Below are 15,289 nucleotides of genomic sequence, written 5' to 3'. Positions count from 1 at the left end.
ATAGTGTTTAGTGTATTTTATTTAGGTGAGGATGACGAGAATGACAAATGAACAATCGAACAGTGCATTAAAGTTATTTATTGTGTTGTCACGTGCTCATAAAGTAATTCATGAAAGTACGAATCATTTCTTTCAAGAAAATGGTTTAAACCCGACTGAATTTGCAGTATTGGAACTCTTATATCATAAGGGGAGACAACCACTTCAGCAAATTGGGAACAAAATCCTTTTGGCAAGTGGCTCTATTACATATGTAGTAGACAAGTTAGAAAAAAGAGGTTATATTAGTCGTGTTTCTTGTGATTCTGATCGTCGAGTGACTTTTGCAGAAATTACAAATGAAGGAAATGCATTCATGGACGAACTTTTCCCAAGACACGAGAAACAACTGGTTGAATTAATGGGAGCTCTTTCAGAGGAAGAAAAACTAGAAGTTATCGACCTTGTAAAAAAACTTGGTTTATCCATTAAAAATTTGTCGTATTAATAAAAAAAGCTTCTGATTAACTACTAATCAGAAGCTTTTTTTTATTTACTTTTTATTGTTCCTGCCATTTGTATGAAAGTTTCTAATGTAGGAGTATCAGCTGTATCAAATATAGTAAGTTTTACTATCAATCCGTCTGTTTCAAAAGTATATCCCGTAACTTTTCCATCTGGAGTATCTATTTGGAAACCTTTTGCTTGCTGAATAGTATCACTAGCAGGCAGTTGATTTTCATCTGTAATTTCTTCTAATGTTCCTTCCTCATTGGAAGCCTTTAGTGTTTCCATTAAATTGTTTGTAGTTTCTTCTAAATTGACTTCTTCCTTATTAAAGGTTTCAATTCTCATCGACTGTAAATCATTTTCTTTATTGAAAAGTAAATCCTTGTTCGGTTCTTCTCCAGTCAGTTCAAAACCTTCTGCAACTGTGATGGAGTAGTTTTGGCTTTCGCTTTCTGTAGTAGTACCTTCAAGTACTTGTTGCGGCTCAGTGGAACTAGTTGAATTATTTTGTGATTGTCCATTTTCAGTTGCTTCAGTAGTAGGTAGATCGTTAGTGTTTTCAGATTCATTAGTTGTTGTACCACAAGCAGAAATTAAAACTGTAAGTAGCATAACAGACAATAAAGAATAAAACTTTTTCATGATTTTCCAGCTCCTTTAAAAAAATAAGTTATACTTCTTTATTTATACATATTATTAGACGTAACTGATTAATAATTGTTTCAGACAATAGGGAACACTAAAAATAACAAGACTAACAAAATGATATGGGCTAAAATAATAAGGGGCATACTTTTTTTCCATTCATATAAAATTCCCAGAATGAGACCACAAATGAAAGCGCCTAACATACCTAGCCAAAAACCGCTAAATATAAAAGAAAGGCTAGATAGTACTGAACTAGCAATAATAGCTTTTGAAGGAGTCATCCACCGCTTCAATTGTTGCTGTATATACCCTCTCCAAAAAAATTCTTCACCAGGTGCTATAATGAACAAAAGCAATAGAAAATGCCAAATGGAAGTAGGCGCAAAGTTCCCAAAAAATTGGTTGACACTTGTGGTCGATATACCTGGAATCCACTCAAGTAATTTATATCCTCCTGCAATTATTGCATACATCAAAAATCCAAATCCTACACCATAAAGAATATATTCAATTGTTTTGATCTTATCATCTATCTTAGCGTAAAAAAATGCAATCGACATGAGAAAAAGGACCGTAAAAGTGTAAAAGTACCAAAATACCTTTTCATTAGAAAATGTGATCCATGTAAAGGTATAAGCTAAAAGTAAGGTTATGATTAAACCCAATAAGGGTATTTTTCTGTTCAATAAAAGCACATCCTAAAAATTATTTAAAATACCGTTCTTCTAATCGAGGAACGGCATGACGTTTAGTCTTCATTACTATATAATATTTTATAACGCTTGTGGTTGACTACGGTTTTTTCTTCCATTTCAAGTTCATTAAAGTTCTCCATATATGTTAAATCAACGATTACAGAGTTCTCATTGACTTTTTCAACAATACCTTGGAGACCATCTCTAAATTCTATTATATTACCAACTTCTGCAACTTTCACAGATTGTCCCTCCCCTTTTAGAACTTAATACATTACAGTTTGCCCTAAAAAAAGGTATTCGTAAAGTATTTTAATCCGAAAGCGGCAAAATATACATCGATTAATAAAAAGAAAGGAACGAGCTATATGGAATCTTTTGAAGAGAAGCTAAATATGCTAAAAAATGGTACTATAAATACATTAGAAATAACAAAAGAGGAATTTCTTCCATTTCGAGAAGTATTATTAAAAAGAGAAGATTTTAAACATTTTTCAGGAAAAGCTAAACAAGGTGGTCATGTCATTTATACGTATTTACTAACACCAAGAAGTTGATTGTCGTGAATTGTCGAAATGTTTTTGTTTAAACACTTAAAGCAAAAGGTATATTGAAATGAAAATATATATTTTGTAAAAGGGGTTGTTCTAAATGGTAGAATCTATTTTGAAACAAGTGGAATTTACAAGGGAAAAGATGATCCAAACAGCTATAGAAAAGGGAATGCAAGATCAAGATACTATTCGATTAAGTAAAGAGCTTGATTTGCTATTAAATATATTTCAATATGAAGAAAGCCAAAATATACAATATAAAAAATAGATTAGTTATTTAAGGGAGAAATTGTTCATGAATAGTATCTTAGTACTACAAAAGGAACTAAACCAATCTATAATTGGACGGGAAAGAGAAATTGAATTGATGCTGATGGGATTACTATGTGGGGGGCATGTGCTTTTAGAAAGTGTACCAGGTTCTGGAAAAACTATGATGGCTAAGTCTTTTGCCGAAGCTATTCATGGAGAATTTAAAAGAATACAGTTTACACCAGATGTATTACCTTCAGATATAACTGGAATTAGTTTTTTTCATCCTCAAAAGCAAGAATTTATTCTAAGAATAGGACCCGTGATGAGTAATATCCTACTCGCAGACGAGATAAACCGTGCAACACCGAGAACTCAATCAAGTTTACTGGAGGCCATGGAAGAGAAACAAGTAACAATTGATGGAGAAACAATTAATTTGTTATCCCCTTTTATGGTTATCGCAACTCAAAATCCAGTAGAGTCTCAGCAGGGTACTTTTCCACTTCCTGCTGCACAATTAGATCGTTTTCTATTTAAACTAACGATTGACTATCCATCTATGGAACAAGAAAAAGTTATATTACAAACATTTGGACGTTTACCAGGGGAAGTAAGATCAAAAAAAGTAGTGACATTAGAACAAATTGAACTATGGGCTGAGCAAGTAAAGGAAGTAGCTGTGCATGACGACATCATGACTTACATAGTCCAAATTGTAAATGGTACTAGAAATCACCAATTTATTGAATTAGGGTTAAGTAGTCGTGCTTCTCTTGCATTACTTCAAGCAGCTAAAGCTCATGCTTTTATTAAAGGTAGAATGTATGTTACTCCAGATGATGTAAAAAAAGTGATTGACCCCGTCTGCCTTCATCGCATGAAACTTTCTCCTCAAGGAATGCTAATTCATAATCTAGCAGACATAATGAGAGAACTAGTCAGTGAAATTGAAGTTCCGGTTGAGGCTATTTCTCGATGAATTGGATACGTCAGGATTTTGGTATGAGAAATACAAAATTATTCTTAGATTTTCTCATCGTTATATGTATGATCACTCTTCTCCTCAAACAATATCTATTATTAGTTGTTTTAACTTTAATGCTATTTATAGTTTTTTTGCAAATGATTTATTTTAAAAAGGTCGGAGAGAAATTAGTTCTAATTAATGAAAAAAAGAGAGTTCGTTTATTAATAGGATCGACTTCTAATCTGGTATTAACTTTTCAAAACAAAGGGTTACCAATTTGGAACGGAACTCTATTAATATCTTTTCAAGATTCTATAACCCCATATGGTATCACCAATAGAACTATTGCAGGTTTACACGAAGTGAAAGCTCCTTTCTCTATAGGTTTTAACAAGCGAGTAACGATAAAAATCCCCATAACAGGTGACCATAGAGGGCTTGCTAGGATAAACCAAATCGAAATTCAAGTTCCACATCCTTTAATCGACGGATCAGTTTTGCTTGATTTTAAGCCATTTATATTAATAGATGCAATTGTATTCCCCAAAATATATCCCATCAATGAGAAGCTACATCCATCTAATGTAAAACAAGGTCACTTACAATTGAATTCTTCTTTATATGATGATCCTTATTTTCCAGTTGGAACAAGACAATATGAACCTGGAGACCAATTTCATCATATACATTGGAAAGCTAGTGCTAAAATGCAAGAATTACAAACGAAAGTATTTACTAAGGTAGCGAATGTATCTATCCTTTTTGTCTTAAATATAAAGAACAAGCATGGGGTAGTGGCAGATTTTGAAGAAAAAATTGAGTGGTTAGCTTCCTATATAGACGCTTGTTATAAAGAAGATATACCTTTCTCTTTTGCAATAAATATACGAACATATGGGAAATTCCCTTTTGTATATTTACCAATAGGAAGTGGGGATACGCATAGGATACGAGCTTTAGAACTACTATCCGTATTATCTTGGAGCGACAGTCTAGTTCCATTTGATAAGATGATTGCGTACATAAATATGAAGGAAGAACTTCCAGTTGCTGTTTATATTATGACACATAATCTAGAACAGTTTTTACCATTTTTAAGTCAATGGGAACAACGGTCAAACGTTTTGTACGTAACGGATATAATTCAAAGGGAGGCTTCTCATGTATAAGTCTACCCGAATGATCAATATTCAAGTTCAGTCGTTTGGAAACTATTTGAGAGATATATGGATCGTTGCTTTGATTTTTGTATTGATACAAAATCAAACGGCTATATCGTTACCTATTATTTGGATTGGTCTACAAGTAATCATTTCAGTCGTTTCCCTATTAGTGTTTAGAAAAACGGGTCCAAGTATGGTTGTACCTTTTATTCTCCCTTCATTGATCTTGTTGTTGCTTTTCCTTTTCGGATCTCCTTTTTGGTTATTTTTGATAGGAGTATTGATTTCAATATGGAGACTTCACGCAAGATTTAATACATCTCAAAATGGGTACCATTTAGATAGCAGCTTTATGCTTATATTTTTTGCAACTTTTCTCTTAGTCCATTTTGTTAGTTTTATTTTGGGGCATGAAAACTATCAGTATCTTCTTTATACTGTGTTTTTAACCGGAATAGCACTGTTCATGGGCATAAGAGTATTCTCTATCTTAGTGAATACAGACAAGTCTAATTCCATTTCGAAAGCAAAAATTTTTGTTTTCTATCTAGTTAGTATCGTTTGTTTAGCTGGTCTATCTGTTTGTTTTTATTTTATTGCCCCGATCATTAGAAAAGGGATAGATATCCTGTTAGTATTTATTTTTAGTATTTTAATAATACCATTTAGACCTCTAATAGAATATCTAGAAAATTTCATAGGTGGATTACAGATTAAAGAAATAGAAGAGAGCGAACGCTTACAGGTTGGGGAGCAAAGCGAAAACAAGCTAAGAGAACCTATAAAGGAAGAAATGATTACGAATTTCCCATTTGAATGGATTCTATTTGGCATAGTAACTATTGCATGTATATTATTAGTTCGATATTTATTAAAAAATAAACCCGAGAAGTTAGAATTGGAGCAAGTTTATATCCAATATGAGAATGAAGAAATGAATGATGAACAAGAAAAGAAAAAGAGCCAATTAAAAACCATTTACAAAGTTGAAACGTCTCTATTACGAGAAAGATATTTACAGTTTGAAGTTGAATCGAATTCATTTGACTTAGGTAGAAAACGGGATGAGACAGTAAGAGAGTGGTTTAATAAAATGGGTTGGAAAGTTAATGATGAATTTTTTCAAATTTATGAGGAAGTAAGGTACGGTGGGCATACAATTGCTACACCAAAAGCAGAAGTATTTATTAAAACATTAAATGAAATAAAAAATAAATTTTTTATTTATAAAGATGTTTAAAACTATGAAATACGGGGCATAGTAATAAAGAACACAGCAACATTCTCATTTCCCCCTTTTTAAGGACCATCCAAATTATTTGGATGGTCCTCTTTTTTTGGTACACTATACTTATTAAATATTACTGGGGGAATCAAAGTGGATAATAAACTGAAAATTGGTTTTATTGGAACAGGTGTAATGGGGAAAAGTCTAGTAAAGCATTTATTAAAGGCTGGTCATGAAGTAAATATTTATACGAGAACAAGAGAAAAAGCAGAAGAACTGATTGAGTTAGGATCAACTTGGGCAAGCACTCCATGGGAAATAGCTAGCACTTCACAAATTGTTTTTACAATGGTTGGATACCCATATGATGTAGAGGAAGTATACTTAGGTGAACAAGGGATATTAAGAGCAGATAACAAGGGACTTATTATGATCGATATGACAACTTCAACACCAACACTAGCACAAAAAATAGAAAAAGAGGCGAAAGAAAAAGGAATGCACTCATTAGATGCTCCTGTTTCTGGAGGAGATGTAGGAGCGCAATTAGGTAAGCTTTCTATTATGTGCGGTGGGGAAAGAGCTACGTTCGAAAAAGTACTACCTGTTTTAAGCTTATTTGGGGAAACAGTAATATACCAAGGCCCTTCTGGTGCTGGTCAGCATACAAAAATGTGTAATCAAATTACAATCGCTACAGGCATGATTGGGGTTTGTGAAGCACTCGCTTATGGTAAAAAAGCTGGTTTGGATTTAGAAGAAGTTTTACGATCCATTTCAACGGGAGCAGCAGGATCGTGGTCATTAAGCAATTTAGCGCCAAGAATGATTGCGGAGAATTTTGAACCTGGATTCTATATTAAACATTTTGTAAAAGATATGAAGATTGCATTAGATGAAGCAGAAAAAATGAATCTACAGCTTCCTGGATTGCAACTTGCGAAGTCTATGTATGAAGAACTAGTCGAACAAGGCTATGAAAATAATGGTACTCATACTTTAATGAAAGCGTACGTTTGATATCAAATTTTTAATAAGGCCAAACTTCTTCTTCATATAGAGAATTAAAATAATACAAATGGTATAGGAACTATTAACTACTCTATGGTACAATCTATTTAAAGATTTGTAGATGAAGGGACGAGTCATATGAATGAGCAAAAAGGTATTTTACTTGAAAGTGGAACGAATGAATTAGAAATCGTTGAGTTTCAAGTTGGTTCAAATAAGTTTGGTATAAACGTTATTAAAGTTAAGGAAATTATTCAGCCAATCCAAGTTACTTTTATACCTCATGCACACCCACATGTGGAGGGCATTGTGCAATTACGAGGAGAGGTTCTTCCAGTTGTAAGTATGGCAAAGGTTCTAGCATTGCCTGTAGGACCTAAAAATGAACAGGAAAAATATATAGTGGCGGAGTTTAACAAACAAAGAGTTGTTTTTCATGTCGATAATGTGACACAGATTCATCGTATATCTTGGAACCAAATAGAAAAACCTTCGGATATATATCAAGGTAGCGCTTCTCATGTGATTGGGGTAATTAAGCGAAATGAGGAAATGATTCTATTGCTTGATTTTGAACGAATCATCGTAGATATTAATCCAGAATCAGGAATTAATGTAGAATCAGTAAAAAAACTTGGAAATCGTGAACGTTCTAATAAGAAAATTGTAGTTGCAGAAGATTCACCGCTTCTAAGAAAGTTATTGAATGACACATTAAGTGAAGCAGGTTACGTAAACATTGAATTTTTTGAAAATGGAATAGACACGCTTGCTTATTTAGAAAGCTTGGAAAAAGTATCACCAGATGTATCGGAGCATGTTCAATTAGTTGTCACGGATATAGAAATGCCCCAAATGGATGGACATACCTTAACAAGAAAAATTAAAGAAAACAGTAATTTAGGTAAGCTTCCTGTTTTAATATTCTCTAGTTTAATTACCGATGATCTCCGCCATAAAGGGGACCAAGTAGGTGCTGAAGATCAAATTAGTAAACCGGAAATAGCAGAATTAGTTCTAAAAATAGATCAATTTATATTATAAAAAGGATAAGTAGATTATACATATCTAATTGCTTTCCATCAGGTGCTGCAGCTTATATCCATTTTGTAAGTGTAATAGTGCCTTAAATTAAATACAACAATAAATACCTATTGCCACAAAAAAGCTAGCATGTTTACCATGCTAGCTTATTATGTATAATTGCAAGATTTCATTATTATTGATCTAAATAAGATTTTGATGGTTTCTTAAAAGTATTTGCATATTTGTTAGGATATAAAGGAATTCGATTAGAGGTTTTTTTTATGTCTTTTATAGACTGAGGTCCTATATATTCCGTTAGTAATTGTTTTGCTAACCGTAAATTCATTTTACGTATTGGATTTCTATAGGTTTCATCAAGATGGCCGAGGTGTGGCAAGTTCTTAAAATCCTCTTTTACTGGAATTACATGAAAATAATAGTCTGCACATTGTATTAATACTGAGGATTGTTGCTGACTGAATCTAGGGTTTCGAACAAAGTGTAGTCCAATTTTTTTTGCCTTGTTTTCGGTTAACATTTTATGGAGTGCTAACTTCTTTAATTCGTATAGCGGCTTGTTGTCAATTGCGGTTTTAGCATGTCGATTAACAGTATAAATAGCTGTAGCGATACGTTTATCATCGGTTGTATTAGTCATAACATCCCTCCTCCGCTTATTCATATAGATACTTTAATCATACCAATTTCCAGCTTAATTGTATACAAAAATCAATGAATATATCATATGAAAATATATCGATTGGTAAATTAAACATAAATAAAAATTGGTCGATAAAATATAGTAAAGTACTTTAAAATACAGAGGGCATATAAATTTTTGATGTATATATTGGAGGATTAAATGAATAATTCAGCAGAAATAGCACTTGCTGTAAAAAATTATATAGTAGATATAATAAATGAAAATTCTTTAATATTTACTTTCATAATAAGAATGGATGAACGTGAGAATTTCTCACTCATATATACAAATAACTCTGGAGCAAGTTTTTTTACCCATACATTACAATCTAAAAATGAATTCCTTTCTGAGGTTATTTCTAAACAAATGCAAAGTCTTTTTAATTTGGTTTCGGACACAAACGAAAAACTGTTCCTTCAACAATCCATTGTATTCGAAAAGGTAGAATACATTTTTGATATTTCCATAAAACAAATTGATGAAAAGAAAAAAATATTTGGATTAACTATGCACAATAAATCGAATGAAGAAGTTGAAAAAAGGGCTTTAATAGAAGCGAAGGAAAAATATTTATCTTTAGTAAGTAATAATTTGGATTCTGTTTTCTTTGTCAATGAAAATGGAACAATAACGTATTCAAATTCTATTGCATTAAAAGAACTAGGATATGAAACAGAATTTGTAAAAAATAAACCAGTGGAGCATTTTATCGAAGAAAATTCTTTAAGGAATTTTCAATTAATGATGAAACAAACGTTAAGTGGTTACCCTACTGAAATGCATAACTGTTTAATACTGCATGAAAAAGGTCATTACATAACTGTATATTTAAAGGCTATTCCTAACGAAATACTAGGAGAAATACACGGTTTTCATCTTTTCATACGAGATATGACAGCTGCAGTAGATGAAAAGGACCAATTATTTTATTTAGCATACCATGATCATTTAACGGGCTTATGGAACCGTCGGGCATTAAAAGAGCATTTACGAGAGAATTTAGAACAAGCTGAAAAAAATGAAAGTCAAATTTCAATTATTCGTATAGACTTAGATAGATTTAAGTTGATAAATGAATCACTGGGATATAATTCAGGGGATGAATTGTTAAAGAAAATTGCTGATCGGCTTGGTTTGTATATTGATAAAAAAAATAATTTATATAGACAAAGTGGCGATGAGTTTGTTTATATCTTAAAAGGGAAAACTAGGGACCAAACAAGTGTTTTTGCAGAAACTATTTTAGCAGAGTTATCAAAACCTATATACTTAGATCATCAAGAGTATTTTGTTACTGCATCAATTGGTATATCTATGTATCCGTTTGATGGAAAAAATTTAGACGAATTACTTATCAAAGCAGACCAAGCATTATACGTTGCAAAAGATAGAGGAAGAGCACATTATCGTTTTTTCCAAGATCAAATGAACTTATCTTTTCCAAATGAGGCTCTCATGGAATCACATTTAAGAAGAGCTATTGAAAAAGATGAACTTACGATTCATTTTCAGCCTCAAGTGAATTTAGTCACTGGGGAAATAAATTCTTTCGAAGCGTTACTACGGTGGAATAATAGAAAATTTGGATACGTGTCACCTATGCAATTTATTCCTCTTGCTGAGGAATCCGGTATGATTATGCAAATAGGCGATTGGGTATTAGAAGAAGCCTGTAAACAGTTGAAATATTGGCAGGAAAAAGGATATCGTCCAGTTCGAATTGCGGTAAATATTTCACCAAAGCAGTTCAAGCAAGAAAATTTTGCGATAAAAATTAGGGAAAAAATAAATAAATATCAAATTACTCCTTCATCATTAGAAGTAGAAATTACTGAAAGTGCCATGACTCATTTACAAGATACGTTAATAATGTTAAAAGAATTGAAGGAGATTGGTATTGTCATTTCAATTGATGATTTTGGTACAGGTTATTCATCCTTGAGTTACCTTAAAAAATACCCAATTGATATTATTAAGATAGATCAATCTTTTATTAAGGACATGGAAACTGATGATAAAAATGCAGCTATTGCCAATACTATTATCCAGTTAGCGCATAGCCTAGGCATGGAAGTTGTGGCAGAAGGTGTGGAAAAGGACAAACAAGTAGAAATATTAAAAGCTGCAAAATGTCAAAAAGCACAAGGATATTTTTTTAGTCGACCAGTACCGATTGAAGCGATTAATGAGTCCTATATGAAAATAGAAAAAGCGTAAATTTCTTTTTAGAGATTTACGCTTTTTCTATATTATTATGATAAAATATGAGTGAATGTTCATTCAATTCCAAAAAGGGGTGTTTTTTATGTTGAATGGTAAAACGATAATTGTTACAGGTGGATCAAATGGTATGGGAAAGTATATGGCAAAGAAGTTTGTTTCAGAAGGAGCAAATGTTGTTATTACTGGACGTGATTTAGAAAAACTGGAAAAAGCAAAAGAAGAAATTGAATCTATCGGAAGTACGATTTCTATATTTCAGATGGATGTCCGTAACCCGGAACATGTTGGTGCAATGGTATCTTTTACAGATAATACGTATGGACAAATTGATGGATTAGTAAATAATGCTGCAGGAAATTTTATTGTAGAAACAGAGAAGCTTTCTCCAAATGGATGGAAAGCTGTAATTGATATTGTATTGAATGGAACTTTCTATTGTTCGAGTGCAGTAGGAAACTATTGGATTGAAAAAGGTAGAAAAGGTTCAATATTAAATATGCTTGCGACATATGCTTGGGGTGCCGGTGCTGGAGTAGCTCATTCAGCTGCTGCAAAAGCCGGTGTAATGTCTCTAACTCGTACGTTGGCTGTTGAATGGGGCACGAAGTATGGGATTCGAGTGAATGGAATTGCACCAGGTCCAATAGAACGTACAGGGGGAGCGGGTAAGCTTTGGGAATCTGAAGAGGCAGCGAAAAGAACACTTCAGTCTGTTCCTTTACGAAGACTAGGCCAGCCTGAAGAAATAGCGGAGCTTGCTGCGTTCATTATGTCAGAGAAGGCTTCTTATATGAACGGAGAAATCGTAACTTTAGATGGCGGACAATGGTTAAATCAGCATCCATTTTGATTCCAAATTATCACACTAAACTATAGGCATTCACGCTAGTCGCACGTCACTATACACCATGTATACCAAGTCGTAATAACTATTTGTTGTCTCATGTAATACTAAATACAATATATTATGGAAACTATACTGTATTACAGTGGGTGTTTCCAGCATGAGCGCCTTAAAAGCCGCAGGAGAGCGAAGAATAAGATCCCGTAAAGGATGTGGGAGCTACAAAGGAGCGACTCATCCTGCGGAGTCTCATGCGTAGCGTGCGGCAAGCGAGCATCCGTGTTTTACTTTTTTTATATATAAAAATATGAAAGAAAACGATTCTTTTATGTAAGTTGTATTAAGGATGTGCACCTTTTCAGACCGCAGGAGAGCGACTCATCCTATGAAGGCTCATATGTATCGGAGGCAGGAGCACATCGGTTTTCTCTGCTCTAATTTGCTAATAAATATTCTATTAAGCTGACTAACCCATGATTTTTGAGTAACAATGGAAAAGAAAAAATTATACTTGATTGAAAGCGATTTCATAGTTTTTTATTCCTCGCATATGCTATCATAGTTTTATAGGTTATGTTTTCAAATGATGAAAACAAACAAAGGAGTAGAAGGCGATGATTACGGTGAGCAGTAAAGACTTTTTACAAATTCCAATTGAGGGATATATTATTTCAGCAGAAAAAGTAGCACATGTTCAATTAGGAAATAATGCAGAGCATGCGCTGTTAGTCTTAACAAAAACAGGATATTCTTCAATCCCCGTATTGGATGTGAAATACAGACTACAAGGATTAATAAGCACACAGCAAATTACAGATGAAATTTTAGGGTTAGAACATATTGAATACGAAAGACTACCTTCCTTAAAAGTGGACGATATAATGAAGACAGATTTACCAGTCATTCATATTAAAGAAAAATTTCAAAAAGGGTTAGACTTACTTGTAAATAATCCATATGTTTGTGTGGTCGATGATGAGCGTACGTTTTTGGGAATCTTAACTAGAAGAGTGATATTGAAGCAAATGAAAAAGTATTTATACCAAACGCAAGAATCTGAAGTATAATTGTTTTACGATTAGTGAAGGCCTTTTATGAAGGTCTTCTTTTTTTTGAAGTGAGGGGTTTATGATGAAATCTAAAGTGACCAAACGGCCTTTTGTTCTGATATCCGTAATGTTAGCAATGTTTATGGGAGCCGTGGAAGCAACTATTGTAGCAACTGCAATGCCGAGCATTACTTCTGATTTAGGTGGGTTTTCTAGGTATAGTTGGGTGTTTTCGGCCTATTTATTAATGAGTACAATTACTGTTTTAATATATGGCAAGCTTGCTGATATTTTTGGACGAAAAGTAGTCTTTTTTATTGGAGTTAGTTTATTTTTAAGTGGATCATTGTTATGTGGATTCGCAACTACTATGGAGCAGCTTATTATTTACCGACTAATTCAGGGTTTAGGTGCTGGTGCTGTCCAACCAATTGCAACTATTATTATTGGAGATGTGTATCAAGGAGAGGAACGGGCGAAGATTCAAGGCTACTTGTCAAGCGTTTGGGGTATATCTGCTGTGTCCGGACCTGCTATAGGGGGTATATTGGTTGAAACAATTGGCTGGCAATTTGTGTTCTGGGTGAATATACCTTTAGGTCTAATTGCCATGATAGGCATTGGATTGTTTTTACATGAAACAAGTCCAAGAAAAGATACGACTGTGGATTATAAAGGAGCTATCTTATTAACTGCTCTCCTTTCGTCCTTATTATTTTGGCTAGTGGAGGGTGGTCAATCGTTCCCATGGAAATCACTTACTAGTTTAAGCTTGATACTAGTAGTTATTGTCGGACTTTACTTCTTTATAAAAGTGGAAAAAAGAGCAAGTGATCCTTTTATGCCATTTTCTATATGGAGAAATAAAACGATATTATTTGCCAATCTAATTTCTTTTTTCACAGGGGTTATATTAATTGGTTTATCTAGTTATATACCGATGTATGTTACTGGGGTAATGGAACAAAAGACTATTGTTGCTGGATTTACACTAACAGCAGTTTCAATTGGATGGCCAATAGCATCAACCATAGCTGGTCGATTATTAACGAAACACGGAGCTTCTAAACTGTCATTTGTAGGTACATTATTTTTAATGATTGGTACCTTTTCGTTTATTTTTATTAATCCAACTCTTAACCCTATTGTTATTGCTTGTTGTAGTTTCTTAGTAGGTATAGGTATGGGACTAACTAGCACTTCTTTTATCGTTACTATTCAGGGTGCTGTTGGACAAGAATTGAGAGGTGTGGCAACAGCAAGCAATCTATTTATGCGTAACTTTGGCAACACGGTAGGTGCTGCGCTCTTGGGTACAATTGTTAATGTAACATTAGGTAAATACTTAAAACATAATGGGTCTACTGAAGATTTGAGTATTATAGATCAATTGCTAGATGCAGAAGAAAGAAACGTTTTTTCAGTAGAGGAATTGTCCTTTTTGCAAGCAGGTCTAGATAATGCGTTACATGCTGTGTTTATAGCATCATTTATTATTGCGATTATTAGTTTCATCCTGGTATTTGGAATACCAAAAAAGAAAGGGGTATAAATTATGACTTCTGATTTTCAAATTATTAAAGTATTGGCGGAAGAATTAAATATGCGTAAAGCTGCTGAGCGCCTTTTTTTGTCACAGCCGGCACTTTCTTTACGTTTACAAACGATAGAAAAAGATTGGAATGCAAAACTGTTTTTACGCTCTCAAAAAGGTCTGACTCCTACACCAGAAGGAGAATTAGTAATAGAGTTTGCCAATAACACGATTCAACAAAGAGAAGAAGTAATGGAAAGTATTCAGTCCTTATCCTCTAAAGTGCATGGAACATTAAAAATAGCATGTGCCTCTATAGTAGGACAGAATTGGCTACCGAAAGTATTAAAAGATTTTGTTCAAACATACCCAGAAGCTAAAATTTCCCTACTCACAGGATGGAGTTCGGAGATTGTTAAGTCAATTTATGACGGTGAAGCACATATTGGTATAGTTCGTGGTCAATCTGATTGGAAAGGGAAGAAGACACATTTGTTCCGAGATACACTTTATTTAGTGGATAAAGAGATGACATCCATAGACGATGTTTTAACGACAGAGAAACCATTTATTCAATTTAAAAGTGATTCAAATTATTATCAAGAAATACAATTATGGTGGCAAAAACACTTTTCTACCAATCCGAAAAGACAAATTATTGTAGATCAAATTGAAACTTGCAAGCAAATGGCTGTAAATGGGATAGGTTATGCTATTCTTCCATCCATTACGCTAAATGGACAAGAAGATGTACATAAAATCCCTTTAACAAACCAAGAAGAACAATTTGAATTGACTCGAGATACATGGCTGATCGGCTATGATGCCTCTTTTGAACTTCCACAAGTAGAAGCTTTTGTGGAGATTGTATACAAACATGCGGAGAGTTTCAATAATTGA

General features: G+C 33.4%; 17 protein-coding genes. 13 read left to right on the top strand and 4 right to left on the bottom strand.

Going from position 1 to position 15,289, the window contains the following annotated elements:
- Nucleotides 1–40: 40 nt before the first annotated feature.
- Nucleotides 41–487, top strand: coding sequence for a MarR family winged helix-turn-helix transcriptional regulator (locus tag P2Q73_RS04505; protein WP_056827499.1), 447 nt, complete (start codon nucleotides 41–43; stop codon nucleotides 485–487).
- 41 nt (nucleotides 488–528) lie between these two features.
- Here the strand turns inward: P2Q73_RS04505 and P2Q73_RS04500 are convergent, their stop codons facing one another.
- From P2Q73_RS04500 to P2Q73_RS04490, 3 genes are all read right to left on the bottom strand, one after another.
- Nucleotides 529–1,131, bottom strand: a complete 603-nt coding sequence (locus P2Q73_RS04500; RefSeq protein ID WP_275784398.1) for a hypothetical protein — start codon at nucleotides 1,129–1,131, stop codon at nucleotides 529–531.
- An 80-nt stretch (nucleotides 1,132–1,211) separates the two neighbouring features.
- Nucleotides 1,212–1,823: a CPBP family intramembrane glutamic endopeptidase gene (locus tag P2Q73_RS04495; RefSeq protein ID WP_082460679.1), complete on the bottom strand. Its 612-nt coding sequence runs from the start codon at nucleotides 1,821–1,823 to the stop codon at nucleotides 1,212–1,214.
- 62 nt (nucleotides 1,824–1,885) lie between these two features.
- Complete coding sequence (locus P2Q73_RS04490) at nucleotides 1,886–2,074, bottom strand: YkvS family protein (protein WP_053590192.1); 189 nt, start codon at nucleotides 2,072–2,074, stop codon at nucleotides 1,886–1,888.
- A 126-nt stretch (nucleotides 2,075–2,200) separates the two neighbouring features.
- On the opposite strand from P2Q73_RS04490, the gene P2Q73_RS04485 reads away from it, so the two are divergent.
- The 7 genes from P2Q73_RS04485 to P2Q73_RS04455 all read left to right on the top strand — a co-directional run bounded on the left by P2Q73_RS04485 (nucleotide 2,201) and on the right by P2Q73_RS04455 (nucleotide 8,054).
- The gene (locus tag P2Q73_RS04485) at nucleotides 2,201–2,389 is read left to right on the top strand and encodes a hypothetical protein (protein WP_056827494.1); all 189 of its coding nucleotides are present in this window, start codon (nucleotides 2,201–2,203) and stop codon (nucleotides 2,387–2,389) included.
- 94 nt (nucleotides 2,390–2,483) lie between these two features.
- A complete protein-coding gene (locus tag P2Q73_RS04480; protein WP_082460677.1) occupies nucleotides 2,484–2,654 on the top strand; it encodes an aspartyl-phosphate phosphatase Spo0E family protein in 171 nt (56 codons plus the stop codon).
- Nucleotides 2,655–2,681: 27 nt separating this feature from the next.
- Nucleotides 2,682–3,620 carry an AAA family ATPase gene (locus tag P2Q73_RS04475; protein WP_275784388.1) on the top strand — a complete coding sequence of 313 codons (939 nt, stop codon included), beginning with the start codon at nucleotides 2,682–2,684 and terminating at the stop codon, nucleotides 3,618–3,620.
- Nucleotides 3,617–4,777, top strand: coding sequence for a DUF58 domain-containing protein (locus tag P2Q73_RS04470; protein ID WP_275784386.1), 1,161 nt, complete (start codon nucleotides 3,617–3,619; stop codon nucleotides 4,775–4,777). Before P2Q73_RS04475 ends, P2Q73_RS04470 begins: the two co-directional genes overlap by 4 nt.
- Complete coding sequence (locus tag P2Q73_RS04465; RefSeq protein WP_275784384.1) at nucleotides 4,770–6,011, top strand: hypothetical protein; 1,242 nt, start codon at nucleotides 4,770–4,772, stop codon at nucleotides 6,009–6,011. The genes P2Q73_RS04470 and P2Q73_RS04465 overlap by 8 nt, the downstream gene beginning before the upstream one ends.
- A 138-nt stretch (nucleotides 6,012–6,149) precedes the next feature.
- Nucleotides 6,150–7,019 (top strand): NAD(P)-dependent oxidoreductase, encoded by an 870-nt coding sequence (locus tag P2Q73_RS04460; RefSeq protein WP_275784382.1) that lies wholly within the window; start codon nucleotides 6,150–6,152, stop codon nucleotides 7,017–7,019.
- A gap of 129 nt (nucleotides 7,020–7,148) precedes the next feature.
- A complete protein-coding gene (locus P2Q73_RS04455; protein ID WP_056833374.1) occupies nucleotides 7,149–8,054 on the top strand; it encodes a chemotaxis protein in 906 nt (301 codons plus the stop codon).
- Nucleotides 8,055–8,229: 175 nt separating this feature from the next.
- On the opposite strand, the gene P2Q73_RS04450 is transcribed toward P2Q73_RS04455, so the two are convergent.
- Nucleotides 8,230–8,694: a YkyB family protein gene (locus tag P2Q73_RS04450; RefSeq protein WP_082355233.1), complete on the bottom strand. Its 465-nt coding sequence runs from the start codon at nucleotides 8,692–8,694 to the stop codon at nucleotides 8,230–8,232.
- A 204-nt stretch (nucleotides 8,695–8,898) separates the two neighbouring features.
- Here P2Q73_RS04450 and P2Q73_RS04445 point away from each other — a divergent pair, with 204 nt between their 5' ends.
- From P2Q73_RS04445 to P2Q73_RS04425, 5 genes are all read left to right on the top strand, one after another.
- Entirely contained in the window at nucleotides 8,899–10,956 is a 2,058-nt protein-coding gene (locus P2Q73_RS04445; protein ID WP_275784374.1) for a sensor domain-containing protein, read from the top strand.
- 88 nt (nucleotides 10,957–11,044) lie between these two features.
- Complete coding sequence (gene fadH, locus P2Q73_RS04440; protein ID WP_275784371.1) at nucleotides 11,045–11,812, top strand: 2,4-dienoyl-CoA reductase; 768 nt, start codon at nucleotides 11,045–11,047, stop codon at nucleotides 11,810–11,812.
- A 608-nt stretch (nucleotides 11,813–12,420) separates the two neighbouring features.
- Nucleotides 12,421–12,873 carry a cyclic-di-AMP-binding protein CbpB gene (gene cbpB, locus P2Q73_RS04435; RefSeq protein ID WP_053590183.1) on the top strand — a complete coding sequence of 151 codons (453 nt, stop codon included), beginning with the start codon at nucleotides 12,421–12,423 and terminating at the stop codon, nucleotides 12,871–12,873.
- Nucleotides 12,874–12,934: 61 nt separating this feature from the next.
- Nucleotides 12,935–14,407, top strand: a complete 1,473-nt coding sequence (locus tag P2Q73_RS04430) for an MDR family MFS transporter (protein WP_275784366.1) — start codon at nucleotides 12,935–12,937, stop codon at nucleotides 14,405–14,407.
- Between the two features lie 3 nt (nucleotides 14,408–14,410).
- Nucleotides 14,411–15,289, top strand: coding sequence for a LysR family transcriptional regulator (locus tag P2Q73_RS04425; protein WP_275784364.1), 879 nt, complete (start codon nucleotides 14,411–14,413; stop codon nucleotides 15,287–15,289).

The sequence above is a fragment of the Bacillus sp. Cr_A10 genome, from assembly GCF_029222665.1.
Lineage (GTDB): Bacteria > Bacillota > Bacilli > Bacillales_A > Planococcaceae > Psychrobacillus.
The sequence above is the reverse complement of the archived record's forward strand: the minus strand, read 5'-3'. Positions and strand labels throughout refer to the sequence as shown.

What these genes read in the sequence shown, in the direction of transcription:
- P2Q73_RS04505 (WP_056827499.1), top strand. Translation starts at nt 41, where the DNA reads ATGACAAATGAACAATCGAACAGTGCATTAAAGTTATTTATTGTGTTG.
- P2Q73_RS04500 (WP_275784398.1), bottom strand. Translation starts at nt 1,131, where the DNA reads ATGAAAAAGTTTTATTCTTTATTGTCTGTTATGCTACTTACAGTTTTA.
- P2Q73_RS04485 (WP_056827494.1), top strand. Translation starts at nt 2,201, where the DNA reads ATGGAATCTTTTGAAGAGAAGCTAAATATGCTAAAAAATGGTACTATA.
- P2Q73_RS04480 (WP_082460677.1), top strand. Translation starts at nt 2,484, where the DNA reads ATGGTAGAATCTATTTTGAAACAAGTGGAATTTACAAGGGAAAAGATG.
- P2Q73_RS04475 (WP_275784388.1), top strand. Translation starts at nt 2,682, where the DNA reads ATGAATAGTATCTTAGTACTACAAAAGGAACTAAACCAATCTATAATT.
- P2Q73_RS04470 (WP_275784386.1), top strand. Translation starts at nt 3,617, where the DNA reads ATGAATTGGATACGTCAGGATTTTGGTATGAGAAATACAAAATTATTC.
- P2Q73_RS04465 (WP_275784384.1), top strand. Translation starts at nt 4,770, where the DNA reads ATGTATAAGTCTACCCGAATGATCAATATTCAAGTTCAGTCGTTTGGA.
- P2Q73_RS04455 (WP_056833374.1), top strand. Translation starts at nt 7,149, where the DNA reads ATGAATGAGCAAAAAGGTATTTTACTTGAAAGTGGAACGAATGAATTA.
- P2Q73_RS04450 (WP_082355233.1), bottom strand. Translation starts at nt 8,694, where the DNA reads ATGACTAATACAACCGATGATAAACGTATCGCTACAGCTATTTATACT.
- P2Q73_RS04445 (WP_275784374.1), top strand. Translation starts at nt 8,899, where the DNA reads ATGAATAATTCAGCAGAAATAGCACTTGCTGTAAAAAATTATATAGTA.
- fadH (WP_275784371.1), top strand. Translation starts at nt 11,045, where the DNA reads ATGTTGAATGGTAAAACGATAATTGTTACAGGTGGATCAAATGGTATG.
- cbpB (WP_053590183.1), top strand. Translation starts at nt 12,421, where the DNA reads ATGATTACGGTGAGCAGTAAAGACTTTTTACAAATTCCAATTGAGGGA.
- P2Q73_RS04430 (WP_275784366.1), top strand. Translation starts at nt 12,935, where the DNA reads ATGATGAAATCTAAAGTGACCAAACGGCCTTTTGTTCTGATATCCGTA.
- P2Q73_RS04425 (WP_275784364.1), top strand. Translation starts at nt 14,411, where the DNA reads ATGACTTCTGATTTTCAAATTATTAAAGTATTGGCGGAAGAATTAAAT.